Annotated in this window: 11 protein-coding genes; 4 read left to right on the forward strand and 7 right to left on the reverse strand. The window is 42.6% G+C overall.

The window, feature by feature from the left end:
• The first annotated feature begins 111 nt into the window (after positions 1–111).
• Entirely contained in the window at positions 112–501 is a 390-nt protein-coding gene (locus JUI58_RS10545) for a RidA family protein (protein WP_204103743.1), read from the forward strand.
• Between the two features lie 121 nt (positions 502–622).
• Here the strand turns inward: JUI58_RS10545 and JUI58_RS10550 are convergent, their stop codons facing one another.
• The 7 genes from JUI58_RS10550 to JUI58_RS10580 all read right to left on the reverse strand — a co-directional run bounded on the left by JUI58_RS10550 (position 623) and on the right by JUI58_RS10580 (position 15,902).
• Positions 623–2,260, reverse strand: a complete 1,638-nt coding sequence (locus JUI58_RS10550; protein ID WP_204103744.1) for a mechanosensitive ion channel — start codon at positions 2,258–2,260, stop codon at positions 623–625.
• Between the two features lie 115 nt (positions 2,261–2,375).
• Positions 2,376–3,017, reverse strand: coding sequence for a methyltransferase domain-containing protein (locus tag JUI58_RS10555; protein WP_204103745.1), 642 nt, complete (start codon positions 3,015–3,017; stop codon positions 2,376–2,378).
• Between the two features lie 66 nt (positions 3,018–3,083).
• On the reverse strand, positions 3,084–3,536 hold the full coding sequence (gene ndk, locus JUI58_RS10560) for a nucleoside-diphosphate kinase (protein WP_204103746.1): 453 nt from the start codon (positions 3,534–3,536) through the stop codon (positions 3,084–3,086).
• A 93-nt stretch (positions 3,537–3,629) separates the two neighbouring features.
• A complete protein-coding gene (locus tag JUI58_RS10565; RefSeq protein ID WP_204103747.1) occupies positions 3,630–3,956 on the reverse strand; it encodes a Nif11-like leader peptide family natural product precursor in 327 nt (108 codons plus the stop codon).
• 226 nt (positions 3,957–4,182) lie between these two features.
• Complete coding sequence (locus JUI58_RS10570) at positions 4,183–9,606, reverse strand: ATP-binding sensor histidine kinase (protein ID WP_204103748.1); 5,424 nt, start codon at positions 9,604–9,606, stop codon at positions 4,183–4,185.
• 520 nt (positions 9,607–10,126) lie between these two features.
• Complete coding sequence (locus JUI58_RS10575) at positions 10,127–15,517, reverse strand: AAA family ATPase (protein WP_239121391.1); 5,391 nt, start codon at positions 15,515–15,517, stop codon at positions 10,127–10,129.
• A gap of 43 nt (positions 15,518–15,560) precedes the next feature.
• Positions 15,561–15,902 (reverse strand): HAMP domain-containing sensor histidine kinase, encoded by a 342-nt coding sequence (locus JUI58_RS10580; protein WP_204103749.1) that lies wholly within the window; start codon positions 15,900–15,902, stop codon positions 15,561–15,563.
• 86 nt (positions 15,903–15,988) lie between these two features.
• Here JUI58_RS10580 and JUI58_RS10585 point away from each other — a divergent pair, with 86 nt between their 5' ends.
• The 3 genes from JUI58_RS10585 to JUI58_RS10595 all read left to right on the forward strand — a co-directional run bounded on the left by JUI58_RS10585 (position 15,989) and on the right by JUI58_RS10595 (position 18,704).
• Positions 15,989–16,714, forward strand: coding sequence for a hypothetical protein (locus JUI58_RS10585; RefSeq protein WP_204103750.1), 726 nt, complete (start codon positions 15,989–15,991; stop codon positions 16,712–16,714).
• 30 nt (positions 16,715–16,744) lie between these two features.
• The gene (locus tag JUI58_RS10590) at positions 16,745–17,959 is read left to right on the forward strand and encodes an AAA family ATPase (protein WP_204103751.1); all 1,215 of its coding nucleotides are present in this window, start codon (positions 16,745–16,747) and stop codon (positions 17,957–17,959) included.
• A gap of 115 nt (positions 17,960–18,074) precedes the next feature.
• A complete protein-coding gene (locus tag JUI58_RS10595; RefSeq protein WP_204103752.1) occupies positions 18,075–18,704 on the forward strand; it encodes a Uma2 family endonuclease in 630 nt (209 codons plus the stop codon).
• Positions 18,705–18,894: the final 190 nt, after the last annotated feature.

The following is an 18,894-nucleotide window of genomic DNA, read 5'->3' on the forward strand; positions in this document are numbered from 1 at the left end:
TGCCACAATGCTAGATTTACCATTTAATGCGATCGCGAGAATATTAAAATTTGTAAAATCACCTTCATCTAATTCTACAATGAAATTTATCCCTTGTAATTTGTAGAAATAATGACCAAAAAAGTTATTAAAACCAATGCAGCACCTGCTCCCGTCGGTCCTTATAACCAAGCGATCGCCGCAACAGGACAAATGATTTTTGTGGCTGGGCAAATTTCCCTCGATCCCGAAACAGGAGAAATTGTTGGTACAGGAGATATTGCTCAACAAACCCATCAAGTCCTGAAAAATATCGGTGCAATTCTCCAAGCCGCCGAAGCCAGTTTAGAAAATGTAGTGAAAACTTCGATTTTTTTAACAAATTTAGATGATTTTGCGACCATGAATCAAGTCTATGGAGAATATTTTAAGGAAGACACTGCCCCCGCTCGTGCCACAGTGGAAGTATCTCGTTTGCCTAAAGGGGTGTTAGTTGAAATTGAATGTATTGCTATTGTTTGAAGGAGAGTCAGAAATCGCACTCGCCACTCCAACAAAGTTAGGGAGGGAAAGTGCGATCGATCGGGTTATTAAGCAAAGATTATTAAATAAATCAAGAGGAGAATAAAACCCTACTTATCAGCTAATCATTCTTGTTGAAATCATCGATCCAGCCTCGGATTTGTTCGGCAGCAATATCTCGACCGCCCCAACCAAAGGCGATCGCGATCGCCACGGCAATACCGCCTAATAGCAAGCCAAAAGCCAAATTGACAATATCACTGGCAATCCCGATTTGGCGCAGGGACATCGCCGAAACAAGGGCAATGACGGCGATCCTGGCAGCATGACCGACAATGCGTGCCTGACGGTTGCCAGAACTGGAAATCAAATTAAAAGCCCAATTCGCCAAATATAAACCCACGGCGAAAATAATCATCGCCACTAAAACTTGGCCGCCAACTTGCATTGTTCCCTGGACGAACTCCGTCAGAGCAGGAATTTGCAAAATATCCACTGCTGCTAAAGTAGCAACCAGCATAATCGCAATTAACACAACCGTCCCAGCCAATTCCGAAGGGGTGCGGGTGGGGATTTTCGTTTCGGGAGTTTCCGAAGGGGTTGCGCCTTCAACATCTACAGTCGTGGTCGTCTTCGCTACAATACCCGATAAACCCAACCACTGCAAAACATTATTAAAGCCAAGTCCCACTAACAAACTTGCGACCAACTCGGACACATAATTACCACCCAAATAAGCCAAAACGAGAATTAAGGCGGCGGTAAAGACTTGAGGTAAAATAACGAGAACTTGCTCTAACATGGCGATCGCAGGTTCGGAAATCGCGTCGATCTGTAAAGCATTCAGCGCCGAAATAGAAACAGGAATCAAGACCAATACATAGACAACCGTTCCTAAAATCCAAGAGAGAGAGCGTTGTTCCCCGGCTGCTGTCAAGCCAAAACGAGCGCCCAAGCGATCGGCTCCCGAAGCAGCCAGTAAATTCGTAACAATTCGACGAATTACTTGCGCGATCGACCACCCCACAAAAGCAATTAAGATTCCCGCTAAAATATTAGGGAGAATTGCCAGAATTTGATTGAGTAAATCCTGGACGGGTTCGAGAGTTCCCTCTAATTGCAAGGTGCTGAGGATCGAAGGCAGAAATAGGAGAAAAATAAACCAGTAAAGAGTATTACCAATTGTGTCTGAAAGGGAAAATTGAGGGGTTGGAGTTTCTCCTACTTGCTGTCCCAAACGCTCGTCAAGATTTACCGTTCGCAATGTTCGCGTCACGATCAATTTAACCAGGGTTGCTAATAACCAAGCCAAACCCACAAGAATTGCTGCACCGCCAATCTGGGGTAGAAAGCCCGTCACAGACTCGAGCAGAACTCGTAAGGGTTGGGAAACCTGTTGCAATTTCAAGGTTTCTAATGCTGCAATTACCGTAAAGAGAATCACTAACCAATAAGCTATCTCTGCTATCCATTGCTCAATGGGAACAGTAGAATCGCCTGGTTGACCGGTGATCCAAGAGGCAATTTTGTTGTCGATGTCAGTTCGCTTTAGCAATCCGTAAATCATTTTACGAATGATTCCCGCAACAATCCAACCCACAAGAAGGATCAAGATCGCCTGTACGAGTCCGATCGCCGAAGTTCCCAAGTTTTGACCGACACTGCTTAAAATCTCTTCCACCCAAGATGGTTTTGGGGGAAGTTGTATCAGAAGGGGAACATTTTCGATCGCCAAAGTTGTTTCTAATAAAGGTGTCATATTTATGCAATCATTTCGTTCTACCTTGAGGTATACAGTAAATAACTTGAAACTTCAAATTCTCTCGGTTATAAGTTGGTTTCTGTCTTTCTCATCCTTAAGGCAGATTTGTAGATTATTGTTTAGATGCGATCGCCGCATAAAAAGGGTCTGAGCCTCCCATCCCTAACATTTGCAAGAAACTCCCCAATTCGGAGCGATGGGCGATAATTTCTGGGTCGCTAAAACCGGGAACCGATTGAAAATAACTTTGCACCAGATCGAGACGGCTGTTTTCTGTCCCTTCTCGCCAAACGGCGATCGCCTTCTCATAAAACATCCGGTTAGAAAAACTGATAATGGCAATACCACCAGGCTTTAAAATGCGCTGAATTTCCGTAAATATCGCCTCGGGATATTGGATATATTGAACAGAAACGCAATTGAGAACCGCAGCAAATTCATTATCGGGGAGTGGGAATTTGGGGTTCTCATTAATATCTTGAATGAAATAGCGATCGAGGCGAGGATTTTTAGCCAATTCTTCCTCATTCATGCCGTGACCTTCAACATGGGCAAATTCTATCTCTTCGGGTAGATGGGACACCCAACTGCTCATCATATCGAAAATACGGCTATTGGGTTCGAGGCGTTCTCGATAAAGATTCGTTAACCGTGCTAAAAAATACTTGTCCGCGTGGGTGACAAAACGAGGAAATGTATAAAAGAAAGTATCTTCCGCGCGATCGAGTTTGCTGCGTTGTTCTGGACTAAGCATGGGAATATCGGTTTTAGGTTGTGAGGATGTAGGATGCAATACCCACACCCCCTTCCCCTAAAATTATTACTTCTCGTAGAGCCAAGATTTCGTATGAGACTCCCAAGACACTAATTCATCTTCTGGAAACCATAACGCGATTTCTCGTTGAGCCGTTTCGATCGCATCGGAACCATGAATGAGATTTCGTCCTACATCAATGCCATAATCGCCGCGAATCGTGCCAGGATCGGAGGCTAAAGGATTGGTTGCGCCGATGATTTTGCGAGCGGAAGCAACAATGCCATCCCCTTGCCAAACCATTGCTACAACAGGGCTTGAAGTGATAAATTTCACTAATCCTGCAAAAAAAGGACGCTCTTTATGAACGTCATAATGTTGTTCTGCCAGTTCCTGAGAAACGGCAACTAATTTCATCCCAACCAAAGTAAAGCCTTTAGTTTCAAATCGCTTGACAATTTCGCCAATTAAACCGCGCTGTACGCCGTCAGGTTTAATCATAATGAAGGTGCGTTCCAATATACCCTCCCGTTCGTGAACAAATGAATACAAAGGTCAGATTAGCTTAGAACGGGGACAATCAGAAAAAGAACATGAAAGCAAAGCATTACATTAGATGAAACGCTTAATCGTGTCATAGCGATCGTCCAGGGGATCGTCTGAAAATTTCTTCAGGTGTTTTTCCCACTTATTGAGCCAGTCTGGTAAGGTTTGCTTTCCAGCTTGGTGTCGTTCGATTGCCCGTTGAAATTCCGTGTAAAATTGATAGAATCTTACATAGTCATCAAGATCTGCGCCGCTAAGGTCGTAGCCGCACTCTTGGGCGACATTAGCAAATCCCTGACGATTTGCGGGACAAGGGGCTTTGAGTTTATTTTGAATTGATGGATCGTCACAGACTTTCTGAAAAAAGTCAATTACCCTTTCTCGCTGAGACATTGGCCGCACACTTGTATCTGAACTAGAGTTAAATTTAATCGTAATGAAAGTCAATTGTTACATACTCGCCCATACGACGGCAAGCAATTCGATCTGGGAATTTGGAATTTATTAAGAAAAATATCAAGTTTCGATTTTTGTGGCAATACTGTGATAGGGATATGGCGAGGAAAAACAAATGGCAATATGATCTGGGTTGACACGATGCGATCGCTGAATTATTTTTTTAAGAGAGAGGCAACATCAAGATAAATTCTGTGCCTTCGCCTAATTCTGAGCGACAAGTTATTGTCCCGCCATGTTTTTCTGCAATAATTTGATGGGCGATCGCCAATCCTAAACCGGTTCCTTTTCCCACTTGTTTAGTGGTAAATCCTTGCTCGAAAATCTTTTGTTTAACTTCTTCATTCATACCTTGACCATTATCAGTAATAGAAATTTTAACTCCTTGATTTTCTGCTAAAGTTGTAATTTTAATTTGGTTATTATTTGCCTCAATTTCTGCAAAACTTAGACCTTTCGTTGATTCATCCAAGGTATCAATAGCATTGGCAATAATATTCATAAAGACCTGATTCAATTGACCGGGAAAACACTGAACTTGAGGTAAATCTCCATAATTAGTAATGACTTCAATTTCAGTGCGTTTTTCATTAGCTTTAAGGCGATGTTTGAGAATTAACAGAGTGCTGTTAATACCTTCATGAATATTAAACGGTACTTTGTAGTCTTTATCTGCACGGGAGAAGGTGCGGAGTGAAGTGCTAATATTTTTGAGTCTGTCACAGGCTATTGTCATAGAATCAAGCATTTTTGGTAGGTCTTCTAAGCTATAATCTAAGTCAATTTCTTCGCTGTGTTCGATGATTTCATTACTCGGTGATGGCAGACTTTCTTGATAGAGTTTTAAGTGTTCAAAAATATCAGTAATAGTGGGTTTAGTTAATTCGAGACTGGCAGCAATAAAGCCCAAAGGATTATTGATTTCGTGACCGACTCCTGCTATTAAATTACCCAGTGCCGACATTTTTTCACTTTGTACCAGTTGGAGTTGTGCTTGTTGTAAATCTTGCAATGATTGTTGAGATTGCTGATAAAGCCTCGCATTTTCTAAGGAGATTGCAGCTTGGGAAGACAGAAGATTAATTACACTAAGGCGATCGCCAGTAAATACACCACTCACCAGTTTATTTTCTAGGTAAAGAATCCCCACCAAATTTCCTTGATTCATAATGGCAGTACACAAAACACTCTGGGGTTGATGAGATAACATATATTCCCCAATCAGACCAGGGATATCTGTTTGGCAATTGTCTATAACAACCGTTTGTTTTGTGTTTTTGACGTAATTAATAACTGTTAAAGGAATATCCGAACAATTATTTAATGATTGTGGTTCAAGTATAGTTTGTATTTTCCCTTGAGTAATTAAAGTAATTGCTTTAATGAGCCAAGTATCATCTTGAGGTAGCAATAATGCCGCTTTTTTTGCCCCAGAATTTTCGATGATAATACGAGAGAGACTGGCAACAAGTGGGTCTAATTCTAGAGAGCTAGAGAGAACTTGAGCCGCTTTGAGTACGCTGGTAAAATCTAAGACATCGGAAATGCTGGTGCTGCCTGTGCTAATGGTGCGAGTGGATGATAATGTTCCATGAAAGGTGATAGTTTCTAGGGTATTAAGGTTGAATTGTTGTTGTTGCAGGATGGGTTGGAGTAATTTGGGATAGGTTGTTTCAAGGTGATTAACTTTGGCTTTGGCACCCCAACGGGAATAGCAATAATAGGCATTGATGATGTGAATTTGAGCAAATTGCTCTTTACCCCAGTCAAGGTAAAACTTAGCCGCTAGTTCATTGGCTAAGGCTTCTTCGTTGATAAATTGATTTTCTTGGGCGAGAGAGATAGCGCGATCGTACAAATCTATTGCTTCTACTTTATTGCCCAAAACCCTTTGCCGTTCTGCTTCAACTAAATACCATTTATGCAGATAATTCATGGGAGCATTTTTTGCCCATTGGTGCAAAATCGTTTGATGGGTTTCTACAGAGGCAAGAACTTCGGCTTGCTCCGACTCTAGCTGCGCCAAATATGTCAGGGCTGCATAGAAATGAAAAATGGGAATAAAAACCATGTCTGACACGGCCATCAAATACTTTTTGGCTTCGGCGCTATGGTTTAGGGCAGACGTATAATTGCCAAAAAAGTAAGCTAGGAAAAGTTTGTAGATGTAAGCAAAAGCGATCGCAGTAAGCTCGCTATCCTGATGGTGTTTGGGAAGCATCACTGTTTCATCGTAGACATCACCAATTAAGCAATCCGACTGAACCTGAGTTGCCCTCAAGTTCTGCACCATCTGCTGCTCCACCTCCATATAAGCCCGAGCAGAATCCTGTTTGACTTGTACGAATACCTCCCTGTAAACTGCTATTTCTGCCTCCAAAGTCTCCAATTCTACCCCACTAAAAAGGTTGGCATTGATGTAATTGGATATGCAGTAACCTGCAGTAGTAAAATCACCAGTTTCCATACCCGCCATATAGCCATCTTTAACTGTCGGCATCATTGCCCTCAAAGATTCTCGACGGTGCTGAAGAAAGCCGCCAAAATTTAGTAGAACCATACACTTTAATTCTGGCGCATTAAAGCGATCGAGCAACTTCAGTGCTAATCGCCCAAAGCGATAGCCCGTTTCCACTTCTCCGCCAAAGGCAGATATTACCATACCGTGAATAACATACCCCACCGCCGATTCAGGTGCATTGCCAAACTGGAGCGACAAACTCACCATCGTTGCGCTTAGTATGGGCATTAATCCGGGCATTCCTTGGAAAATTGCTGTAGGTAACATTCCCAACAGTTGCATCGCTGCCTGAGTTTGAGGTTCTTTCATTACAGGTAGCTCTATTAACTCTTCAATTTCTGTGCTTTGTTGGCTGGCTAGAGTCTGTAGCGCTTTGCCAATGGTGGCTTCGTCAGCTTCAGCAGGAAACTCAAAGCCTAACAGTAAGAGTGCATCTCTTGCCACTGCGAGACCTTCTAACATCTTACCCTTGGCTATTTGTGCGATGATTTTAATTTGGTAAATTTTTACTTTGTCTAAAATCGTCTGAGCTTCTTGCAACACCAGTGCAGCCATCTGTTCCATGTTGTCAAGATCGGCATTCAAATAGGCAACTTCGGCGGCAGCCACATAGAGATTTAATGTTAATTCATACTGATTTTGCCAACAGTTTTCTGCCAATAATTCAATCCCTATTTGTAAATAGATTTTGGCTGCTGTGTATGCAGTAGAATTTCTGGCTTTCTGTCCGGCTTTTAAGTTAAGTTTGGCTAAGGTTTCTCGTTCCGGCTCTTGGATGATTAGCTCTTGGCCTTGGTTTAAATGCCCGACAATATCAAACAGTTTTTCTTCTTGTGCTATTTCTGAATAATTTTGCTGAAGTAGTTGTCCAATTTTAAGATGGGTGGCTTGCTTTTGGTCATTGGGAATGAGTGAATAGGCTGCTTGCTGTACTCGGTCATGTAAAAATTTATATGTGACAATCTCTTGATTTTCTTGAGTAACAGTTTGACTTTCTTGCCCCACATAAAATTTATAAACTTCACTTTGCGGTAAAACTAACCCTTCTTGCAGCGCTTTCCATAAACCAGCCGCCGTTTCTACTTCTGAATGTTCCGAAACAATTGCCAAAGTTCCTAAATCAAACTCATTGCCAATACAAGCTCCTAACTTGAGAATATCCTGGGTGAAGGATGGTAATTTCTCTAACTGCAACGCCATAAATTCTACGACATCATCTGTTAGTGCTTGCTGATTGATTTGCGCCATATCGCATTGCCAACAACCCAAATTAAAATCATATTTAATTAATTTCTCTTGATGCAATGCTTTGAGAAATTGCGTGGCAAAAAATGGATTTCCTTTGGTTTTCTGAAAAACCAATTGTGAAAGTGGCAAGGCTAAAGTTTCGTTACATTTAAGTGTATCAGCTATTAATTGATTGATTTCTATTTCACTCAGTGGTGCTAAAGTAATTGTATTAATTGTTGCTGCTGTTTTCTGGATTTCACTCAAAGTCAATATCAAGGGATGTCCAGGATTCACTTCGTTATCCCGATAGGCTCCAATTAATAACAGATGATGGGTATCCACCATTAACACCTGCATTAATTTCAGCGATGCCGAATCGGCCCATTGTAAATCATCTAAGAACATCACTAAAGGATGTTCAATACTTGTAAAAACTTGGGTGAATTTTTGAAATAATAAATTAAATCGATTTTGTGCAGCATTTCCTGATAATTCCACTGCTGGGGGTTGTTGACCAATAATTCTTTCTAATTCGGGGATGACTTCAATAATTACTTGTCCGTTTTCACCTACTGCCTCTAATATTTGGCTTTTCCATTGTTGAATTTGGGCATCACTTTCTGTTAATAATTGCCCCATTAAATCTCGGAAGGCTTGCACAAATGCACTGAAGGGAATATTCCTTTGAAATTGGTCATATTTTCCTTTAATAAAATAACCTCGTTGCTGCACAATGGGTTTATGAACTTCGTTAACAACTGCGGTTTTTCCAATCCCAGAAAAACCAGCGACTAGCATCATTTCTGAACCTCCCCCCTTACGAAGGGGGGTCTGGGGGGGATTACTGACTCTTTCAAAGGCTTGGAGTAGGGTTTCTATTTCCGTTTCTCGTCCATAGAGTTTGTCAGGGATCAGGAAGCGATCGCCCACATCTCGCCGAGCAATTTCAAAGTCTTGAATATCACCTGTTTTTTGTAGTTGACTTAAACAGTTTTCTAGATCGTATTTTAATCCCAATATACTTTGATAGCGGGATTCTGCATTTTTTGCTATCAATTTATTGACTATTTTTGAGAGTACCGACGGAATTTCTGGGTTGATTTCATTGATCGAGGGTGCTATTTTTGCCAGATGACAATGTACTAATTCCATTGGATCATTGGATTCAAAAGGTAATTTTCCTGTGAGTAATTCATAAAAAGTTATCCCTAAAGAATAAAAGTCAGTCCGATAATCAATTCCCCGATTCATCCGCCCTGTTTGTTCGGGGGAAATATAGGCCAGTGTCCCTTCTAAAACGTTGGGATTTATCAAAGTTTGTGTTTCTTTTGGCAGTAAAGATGCGATACTAAAGTCGATTAATTTAACTTGTTTTGTTTCGGGATTGATTAATATATTGCTGGGTTTGATATCTTTATGAATAATTCGCTCGCGGTACAATATTTCTAAGGCATTGCATAAGGTGATTGCTATTTCTAAAACCTCGCTCAAAGAGGGTCTATTTTCTCTTTTTAGCCCCCATTCCTGAAGTGAAATACCGCCAAAGTCTTCCATGACTAAGGCATAACTATTTTGGTAGGATTCTAGGCTATAAGTTTGGATAATTAGGGGTGAGTGGAGATTTTTGGCAATGGTGTATTGATTGCGAAATTGTACTAATTCGCTGAAGGTAGGATAGTCATTTTTCAGGAGTTTGATAACTACTGGTAATTGGTCATTGGTACGAATGCCCCGAAAAACTATTGTTCTACTCCCCGAATAAACGGTTTCGGTGATTTGATAGTTGAGAATTTTAATAGTTGTCTGAGGGTTGCTGTTTTGGTGAGAGTTATTCATGGCTGTTTTAGTTTGAGAATAGATAGTTACTTAATTGGTTAAATGAGTCTGAAATCTCGGAAAAATGGGTGCATCTCAGTTTTGTAAAAATAGCGAGCAAGATGTTTTTCCTTTGGACACGCTACGCGAACGCACTACCCCCATTATGGTTTATCGTAGTGGGAGCGTCTCGCTCCCTAGCTCTAATTATTCGGATTATTCGGAGCCCATTATGGCTTATCGTAGTGGGAGCGTCTCGCTCCCTAGCTCTAATTATTCGGATTATTCGGAGCCCATTATGGTTTATCGTAGTGGGAGCGTCTCGCTCCCTAGCTCTAATTATTCGGATTATTCGGAGCCCATTATGGCTTATCGTAGTGGGAGCATCTCGCTCCCTAGCTCTAATTATTCGGATTATTCGGAGCCCATTATGGTTTATCGTAGTGGGAGCATCTCGCTCCCTAGCTCTAATTATTCGGAGCAATGTTGTAAATTTGCAACTTTGAGATGCACCCGGAAAAATAAACTTGTCGATCCTCCCTTAATTTGGTAAAGTGATCATAAATTCTGTTCCTTTTCCTAGTATAGAATTAACCTGAATCGTACCGCAATGTTTTTCCGTAATAATTTGACGGGCGATCGCCATTCCCAAACCCGTTCCTTTCCCTACTTCTTTCGTAGTAAATCCTTGCTCAAAAATGCGCTCTTTTATTTCATCAGAAATTCCCATCCCATTATCAGCAATTTTCACGATGATGCTCTGTTTATCTTCGCTTAATTGGGTGCTAACTGTAATACAATTGGGGTCACTTTCTATCTCCGTGTAGGTTTTTTCTGCACTACTTTCTTCTAGAGCGTCGATCGCATTGGCTAATAAGTTCATAAACACTTGATTGAGTTGTCCTGCATGGCATTTGATTTCCGGAACATCCCCGTATTCTTTAATAATTTCAATGGCAGGGCGTTTTTCATTGGCCTTGAGTCGATATTTTAAGATTAATAATGTGCTGTCAATGCCTTCATGTAAATTAAATTCGGTTTTTTTATCGGTATCTGTGCGAGAAAAGGTTCGCAAGGATGTGCTAATATCGCGAATGCGATTCACTCCTTCTTGCATGGATGCAATGGTTTTAGGGAAGTCTTCCAGGAGAAAATCTAGATCCAGTTCTTCAATGTCTTCGGTAAGTTGAGGACTGGGGTTAGGAAATTCTTCTCGATAGCCTTGGATAATGGTGAATAAATCTTTCAGATAGTCTTCGATAACCGTGACATTACCGCCAATAAAACCGAGAGGATTATTGATTTCGTGAGCAACCCCCGCTACTAAATTGCCCAAGGTTGCCATTTTTTCCTTTTGTACCAATTGCAATTGTGCTTGTTGTAAGTTGGTCACAGCTTGTTGTGCTTGTTGGTACAGTTGAGCATTTTCGAGGGCGATCGCGGCTTGAGAACAGAGAAGATTGAGGATTTCTGCGCGATCGCCAGTAAATGCCCCAGTAGCGCGGTTATTTTCGAGGTAGAGAATGCCAATGAGTTGACCGCGATCGATCAAAGGAAGACATAAAACAGATTTGGGTTGATGTTGTTGGATGTAAACATCTCCTGCATAACTAGCTTCTTGGCTGACATTTGTTAATAGTAATGGTTTGCGGCGGTTTTTGACTTGGTTGATGATGCTCAACGGTACGACATTACTGCTTTCTACGGGGATAGAGTCGGTGCAATTATCTTCTCCCGTGCTTCGTGCCTTGAGGGTTAAAACTTGCTCTTGGAAGAGCATCAAGGCAACTGTTTCAGCACCAGCATTTTCCCGAATAACCTTCATTAAATTGGCGATCGCGCCTTCTAATTCAATTTCTTCTGAAAGCAGCCGAGAGGCTTTCATTAATGTTGCTAAATCCAACAATTCCCCTGCTCCTGTGGTAGTTTTGGAAATGGTTCCCGTACTCAAACTAACGAAGGTTGTACTCCCTGTTAAACTGGGTTTTTGCCCTGCGAGAATAGGTGTTAAAAAGCTGGGATAGCGTGTTTCTAAGTCTTCAATTTTGGCTTTGGCTCCCCAACGAGCATAACAATAGTAGGCATCTTGCATATAACCGCTTGCCACTTTTTCCTTGCCCCAGTCGAGATAGAATTTGGCGGCGAGTTCGTTAGCTAAGGCTTCTTCATTGAGAAATTGATTTTCTTGAGCGAGGGAGATAGCGCGATCGTACAAATCTATTGCTTCTGATTTATTGCCCAAAACCCTTTGCCGTTCAGCCTCAACTAAATACCATTTGTGTAGATGATTCATGGGAGCATTTTGCGCCCACTGTTTCAAAGTAGTTTGATCGGCTTCCACCAAGGCAAGAAGCTCTGCTTGTTCCGGCTCTGGCTGTGTAGAGAAAAGCGCCAAATGTGTCAGGGCTGCATAGAAATGGAAAATGGGAACAAAAATCATGCCTGATACTCCCATCAAATACTGTTTGGCTTCGGCGTTATGGTTTAGGGCAACAGTGTAATTGCCAAAACAGTAGGCAAGCATAAGTTTATAGATGTAAGCAATAGCGATCGAAGTAAGATCGTTGTCCTGATGGTGCTTAGGAATCATCACCGTTTCATCGTAGATATCACCAATTAAGCAATCCTGCCGAGTACGAGTTTCCTTCAAGTTCCGCACCACCTGATGCGCCATATCCACATAAGTCAAGGCAGAATATTGTTTTACCTGCACTAAAACAGCCCTGTAAGCTGCTATTTCCAGTTTCCAAGTGTCCAGTTCTACCCCAGCAAAAAGGGTGGCATTGAAGTAATTGCCCATGCAGTAGCCAGCGTTAAGAAAATCACCAATTTCCATACCAGCCACATACCCACTTTTCAGCGTCACCATCATTGCCCTCAGAGATTCCTGATGATGCTGAATACAGGCTCCAAAAAAAAGTAGAACTGTAGGCTTGAATTCCCCTACATTAAATCGGTTAAGCAATTTCAAAGCCAATTGCCCAAAGTTATAGCCTGTTTCCACTTCTCCTAAAAAGTTACACAGCACAAGACCATGAATCGCATACCCCACCGTTGATGCGGGTGTATTCCCAAACTGGAGCGATAAACTAACCATAGTCGCGCTCAGTATGGGCATTAATCCCGGCATCCCCTGAAAGACAGTTGCAAATAACATTCCTAATAGTTGCATGGCTGCCTGAGTCTGGCGATCGCTCATTACAGGTAGATCGATTAGTTCCTGAATCCCTCTGCCGCTTTGAAGATTAGCTAGGTTCTGTAGTGCTTTGCCAATCTTGGTTTCGTCAGGTGCGGTGGGGAGTTCAACCCCCAATTGCCCCAGTGCATCTCTGGCTACTGCGATCGCTTCTAACATCTTGCTTTGGGCTGTCAGTGCGACGATTTGAATTTTGTAAATTTTGATTTTGTCTAAAATCGTCTGAGCTTCTGCTAACACCAGTGCAGCCATCTGTTCCATCTTGTCAAGATCGGCATTCAAATAGGCAACTTCGGCAGCAGCCACATAGAGATTTAATGTTAATTCATACTGATGAAGCCAACAGCTTTCTGTCAATAATTCAATCCCTATTTGTAAATAGATTTTGGCTGCCGTGTATGCGGTAGAATTTCTGGCTTTAACTCCAGCTTTTAAGTTAAGTTTGGCTAAGTTTTCTCGTTCTTGTGGGTGGGCGATTAGTTCTTGTCCTTGGTTTAAATGCTCGACAATATCGAACAGTTTTTCCTCTTGTTTTATTTCTGAGTAATTTTGCTGAAGTAGTTGTCCGATTTTGAGATGGGTGGCTTTTTTATCTGAATCTGGAATCAAAGAATAAGCAGCTTGTTGAACGCGATCATGCAGAAACTTGTAGCCTATTGATATGTTTTTCGGCTGTGCTTGTTCCTCAGAATGAGTCTCTTGAAAAAACTTATAGGTGTAGCTCAGAGGTAATATCAAACCTTCTTTTAATGCCGGCCACAGTGCAGTTGCGACTTCCACTCCTTGGCGATCGCAAACCATTGCTAAAGTCTCTAAATCGAACTGATTGCCAATACAGGCTGCTAACTTCAGTATTTCTTGAGTTTCTCCCTCTAACTTATGCAGCCTTGTGGCCATAAATTCCACCACATCATCGGAGAGTGTTAACTCCTGCACCCGTGTTAGATCGCACTGCCAATAACCAACATTAAAGTTAAAATGAATCCAGCCATCATCGTGCAATCCCTTGAGAAATTGAGTTGCAAAAAAGGGATTTCCTTGAGTTTTTTGGTAGACTAATTCTGTTAAAGGTAAGGCGATTTCTTCTTCGCAACTGAGGGTATCTGCCACCAAGTCATTCAGGTTAGTTTTGCTCAAAGGAGCAAGTGTTATAGTATCAAGAATAACTTCCGCTTTGCTAATATTATCAAGAGTGAGCATTAAGGGATGAGCGGGAAATACTTCGTTATCTCGATAAGCTCCTAATAACAGTAAATAACCTATTTCTGCATCCTCCATTAGCAGTTGCATTAACTTCAACGATGCCGAATCTGCCCACTGTAGGTCATCAATGAAAATAACTAAAGGATGATTGCGCGTGGTAAATACTTGAATAAATAGAGAAAATAAGCGGTTAAAGCGATTTTGGGCTGCACTTCCGGAAAGTTCGGCAACGGCAGGTTGTTCTCCAATAATGCGCTCTAATTCGGGAATAACATCAATAACAATTTGTCCATTTTCTCCTAAAGCCTTGAGAATTTTGCTTTTCCAGAGTGCCAATTGAGTATCGCTTTCCCCCAGAAGTTGCCCCATTAAGTCTCGGAAGGCTTGCACAAAGGCACTAAAGGGAATATTACGTTGAAACTGGTCGAATTTGCCTTTGATAAAGTAGCCGCGTTTGGCAACAATAGGTTTGTGAACTTCATTGACCACGGCAGTTTTGCCAATCCCCGAAAATCCCGCTACCAGCATTATTTCTGTCTTTCCTTCAGAAACGCGATCGAATACTTCAAGCAACATTTGAACTTCTTTTTCTCGTCCGTAGAGTTTTTCGGGAATGAGAAAGCGATCGCTCCTATCCCGTTCTCCTAATACAAAAGGTTCTATTTTTTCACTTTCTTGCCATTGTTTTTGACATTTTTCGAGGTCGTATTTTAATCCCAAAGCACTTTGATAGCGGTCTTCGGCATTTTTCGCCATCAACTTCATCACAATGTCTGCAATAGGTTTAGGTATTGATAACTGGTGACTGATTAAGGGAGGCGTTTTGGCAATATGAGCGTGAATCAATTCTAGGGGATCGTCACTTACAAAGGGAAGTTTTCCCGTTAGGAGTTGGTAAAAGGTGACACCGAGAGAATAAAAATCACTGCGATAGTCAACTCCTCGGTTCATGCGTCCAGTTTGTTCTGGGGAAAGATAAGCAAGAGTTCCTTCTAAAACGTTAGGAGTTTGTAGGGTTTGGGTTTCTTTGGGTAATAACGAGGAAATACTGAAGTCGATGAGTTTAACTTGTTGAGTTTGAGGATGAATCAGTATATTTGCGGGTTTGATATCTTTATGAATAAGACGATTTTGGTGCAACTGATGCAGAATTTCTGCGAGTTGAATGGCAATCGCGAGAAACTCGACAACGGTATAATTATCCTCTTTGGCTTCCTGTAAAGCCATTCCCCCAAAATCTTCCATAATCATGACATGGCGGTTCTCGTAGCGTTCTAGGGCGTAGGTTTTGATGATGCCTTCAATGTTGAGATTACGGGTAATGGCATACTGGTTACGAAACTGAACTAATTCGTGAAAGGAAGGATATTCATTTCGCATTAGTTTCAGAATGACGGGTTTGGCATCGTCATTGCACTGTCCGCGATAGACGAGGGTGCGATCGCTTTCGTGGATGAGTTCTTTGGTTTGATAGTGGAAAAATCTGACTATTTCTGTTTCCATCATTTGAACATCATTAATGACTTCATACATTGTGATCTAAAAATATCAATTGACAAAAATTATCTTGCCAGAATTACGCTGGGCAAATGCAAATAGGAATTGTAATCGCAAATTCTGTACCTTTGTTGTATTCTGAGATACAAGTTATCTTGCCGCCATGTTTTTCGACTACAATTTGACGGGCGATCGCCATGCCTAACTCCGTACCTTTACCTACTTCTTTCGTGGTAAATCCTTGCTCAAAGATGCGCTCTTTTATTTCATCAGGAAGTCCCTTGCCATTATCAGTAATTTGCACAATAATGCCCTTTTTATCTTCGCTTAATTCAGTGGCGATGGTAATGCAATTGGGATGCTTTTCTATCTCAACAAAAGTTTTGGCGAATGCGATCGCAGTCTGTTTGCATGGATGCAATGAATTTCGGAAAGTCTTCGGCCATAAAATCTAAATCGGCATTGCTGTAGTATGAAACTTCAAGCTGTAAATTGCAAATTAATATTATGTCGATCGCATCACGAAGTTTACAAAAGCTCCTCCGGGAGAATATATCGGGGGGGGAACCCCTCAGCGTTGACCCCGAACAGTCCAGGGAACTGGCTGAAGACTTGTTGGCGCTCCTTGAGCCTCTCGCTGGCGCAAAGCGGAATAATAATTGTCACCATTACAGTCGTTTCCGAGGGGGATCAAGCACAGACCAGCCCCCCAGCAATGACCTCTGTTGCTGTATTCTGCTCCAAGAACCAGGCGATCGCTGGTATCGAAATGAAACCCATTTACATTTGCTTAGGAGTCCGGAGCAACAGTTCTGGGTAGACTTAGGGGGAGAGCGATCGCCCGCCCCCGTTTCAGATATTAGTGAGGTGGTTGCCCTAGTCCACGCATTTTTTCAGAGAGTTGACCGACAAAAAGCCCAGGCTGCCAAGCGCCAAAAACAGAAAGACTTGAAAATACAAGCCATCTTGGCTCAGGTGCGTAAAATTGCCAAGGAAGATCGATTTGACTTTGCCACCGAAGTCGATACTGTTAAGCTGAAGCTGATTATTCGTCTGTCTGACCAAGACTACTTTGCCATTTTGATTCCCTTTAACCAGTTCAAGGAGGTACTCCCCAAATTGCGTACTGCAATTCAGGCTCTCCGCGAGACTTACAATACTGGCGTTCGCTTTAAAACTCATCTCAAGCGAGGCTATCGCCGTTCTGACTGGATTCGTCATGAGGATTTGTAGTTAAATGCAGAAGGATAAAGGTAGAAAAAAATGATTCGTATTGATGCCCGCGAACTCGATCGCGTTTTGGAACTGACCCCACGGTCGCAAAATATTCTCCTGGTGGGCAAGCATGGTATTGGCAAATCAGAAATGATTAGCCATTTCTACCGTCAGCGCCAGAATCTGCCCGTCATCCCCTTCTTTTTGGGGCAGATGAGCGATCCGGGGGATTTGATTGGCTTACTGCATAAAGATGAGGCAACGGGGCGTTCGGTGTTTTTACCTCCCTACTGGTGGCCCGAAGCCGATCGCCCGGTGGTACTCTTTCTCGACGAGCTTAACCGGGCCCGACCGGAAATTTTGCAGGCGGTTCAAGACCTAACTCTTAACAAAACCCTAGCTGGTAAATCTCTACCTCCTGGCAGTATTGTCATTGCTGCGGTGAATGCGGGGGAAGAATATCAACTGACGGAACTAGATCCGGCTCTGGTGTCGCGGTTCAATCTCTATGAGTTTGCGCCGACGGTGGAAGATTGGCTGCTCTGGGCTGCCAAGCAGGATATTGATGCGCGGGTGCTGACGTTTATCCAACAGCATCCAGAATATCTCGATGGTGACAATCCCGATGCGGATGCGGCGATCGCCACTGCTGGCTTGATCAAAACTCCCGATCGCCGCGCTTGGGTCAAAGTTGCGGATTTTCTTCGCAACTATAAGGACGATCCCCCCCTGCCCCCCCTTAATAAGGGGGGAGGTAAGGAGGACGATCCCCCCCTGCCCCCCCTTAATAAGGGGGGAGGTAATAAGGGGGGAGTTAATAAGGGGGGAGTTAATAAGGGGGGAGGTGAGTTGGAGGAGATTCACTTCAAACTGATTGCAGGGATGGTGGGGAGTCGTGCCAGTATCGCCTTTCGCCAAAGCCTCGCTAACCAACGGGGTTTGAGTCCCGAGCAACTCCTACTGCAATATTCTAAGCATTCCAAACATCTCAAAGACTTGGAAATTCAGGACTTGGCCAGTTTGAACGAACGGGTCTTACTCTGGCTCAATGCCGGGCATTGCCCGGAAAATAAAGCGGATAATGCCCGCAAGAATCTGTTGAAATATCTCCAGTATCTCCAGAAGGCCAAACAACTCGAGGCGATCGCCCATTTTTCCTCCCTAGTTCAAGGTCCCAAGTTTAGCGATGCGATGGGGTTTGTCGCTGAATCGATCGATCTGATTGATTTCTTATCGGAGTATTTGGAGGCGATCGAGGTGTAAACCCGACAATCTTTCTCTCGTGCTAATCTTGTAGAAGTTTCATTCAATACCCATCCGGCGATTTGTCAATACCCGCCAAACCCTTTGTTGTCTTAATCTCTCGCGCTGAATAACTATGATTGCAACTCTAACCAAACCCATATCATTCGATGAATTTGTGGACTGGTATCCCGAAAACGCGACGGATAAATACGAACTACGCAATGGAGCGATCGTCAAAATACCTTTAGGAACTGGAGAACATTCTAGTGTTATCGGTTTTTTAATCGGAAAACTGGCAATTCACATCAACCGTTACGAATTACCTTGTGCAATTCCTGGCGATTGCTTGCTGAAAGCGATCCATGACGAATCCGGCTACCAACCTGACATTATTGTTCTCAATAAAGCACAACTGGCCGAGGAACCCCGTTGGCAGAAAGAATCGATTATTACCAAGGGAAATTCCTTGGGACTGGCGATCGAGGTTGTCAGTACAAACTGGCAAGATGATTATCTGAGGAAGGTCGGGGAATACGAACTGATGGGGATACCCGAATACTGGATTGTAGATTATCTGGGTTTAGGGGGTCGGCGGTTTATCGGCAATCCCAAACAACCGACTCTCTCTGTTTACCAACTGGTGGATGGAGAGTATCAAGTCACGCTGTTTACCGAAAACGAGAGGATTGAGTCTTTGGCGTTTCCGGAATTGCAACTGAGTGTCGCAGAGATTTTTGCCGCCAAAACTATAACAGACACATGAATTAGATCCCCCCCAGCCCCCCTTGAAAAGGCAGGGACTATTCGTTAAGCAGAGAAAATTGTTACAATCCCTTATTTTTCGTTAGCAATCATTTGTTCTACAACGACACGATCGGGGTTACAGTCTTTTTCTCTAGTCAGTGAATAATCCCTGCCTTGAAAAGGGGGGAGAATCCGGAAGTCCCCCTTGA

Source organism: Spirulina sp. CCY15215 (genome assembly GCF_016888125.1).
GTDB lineage: Bacteria > Cyanobacteriota > Cyanobacteriia > Cyanobacteriales > Spirulinaceae > CCY15215.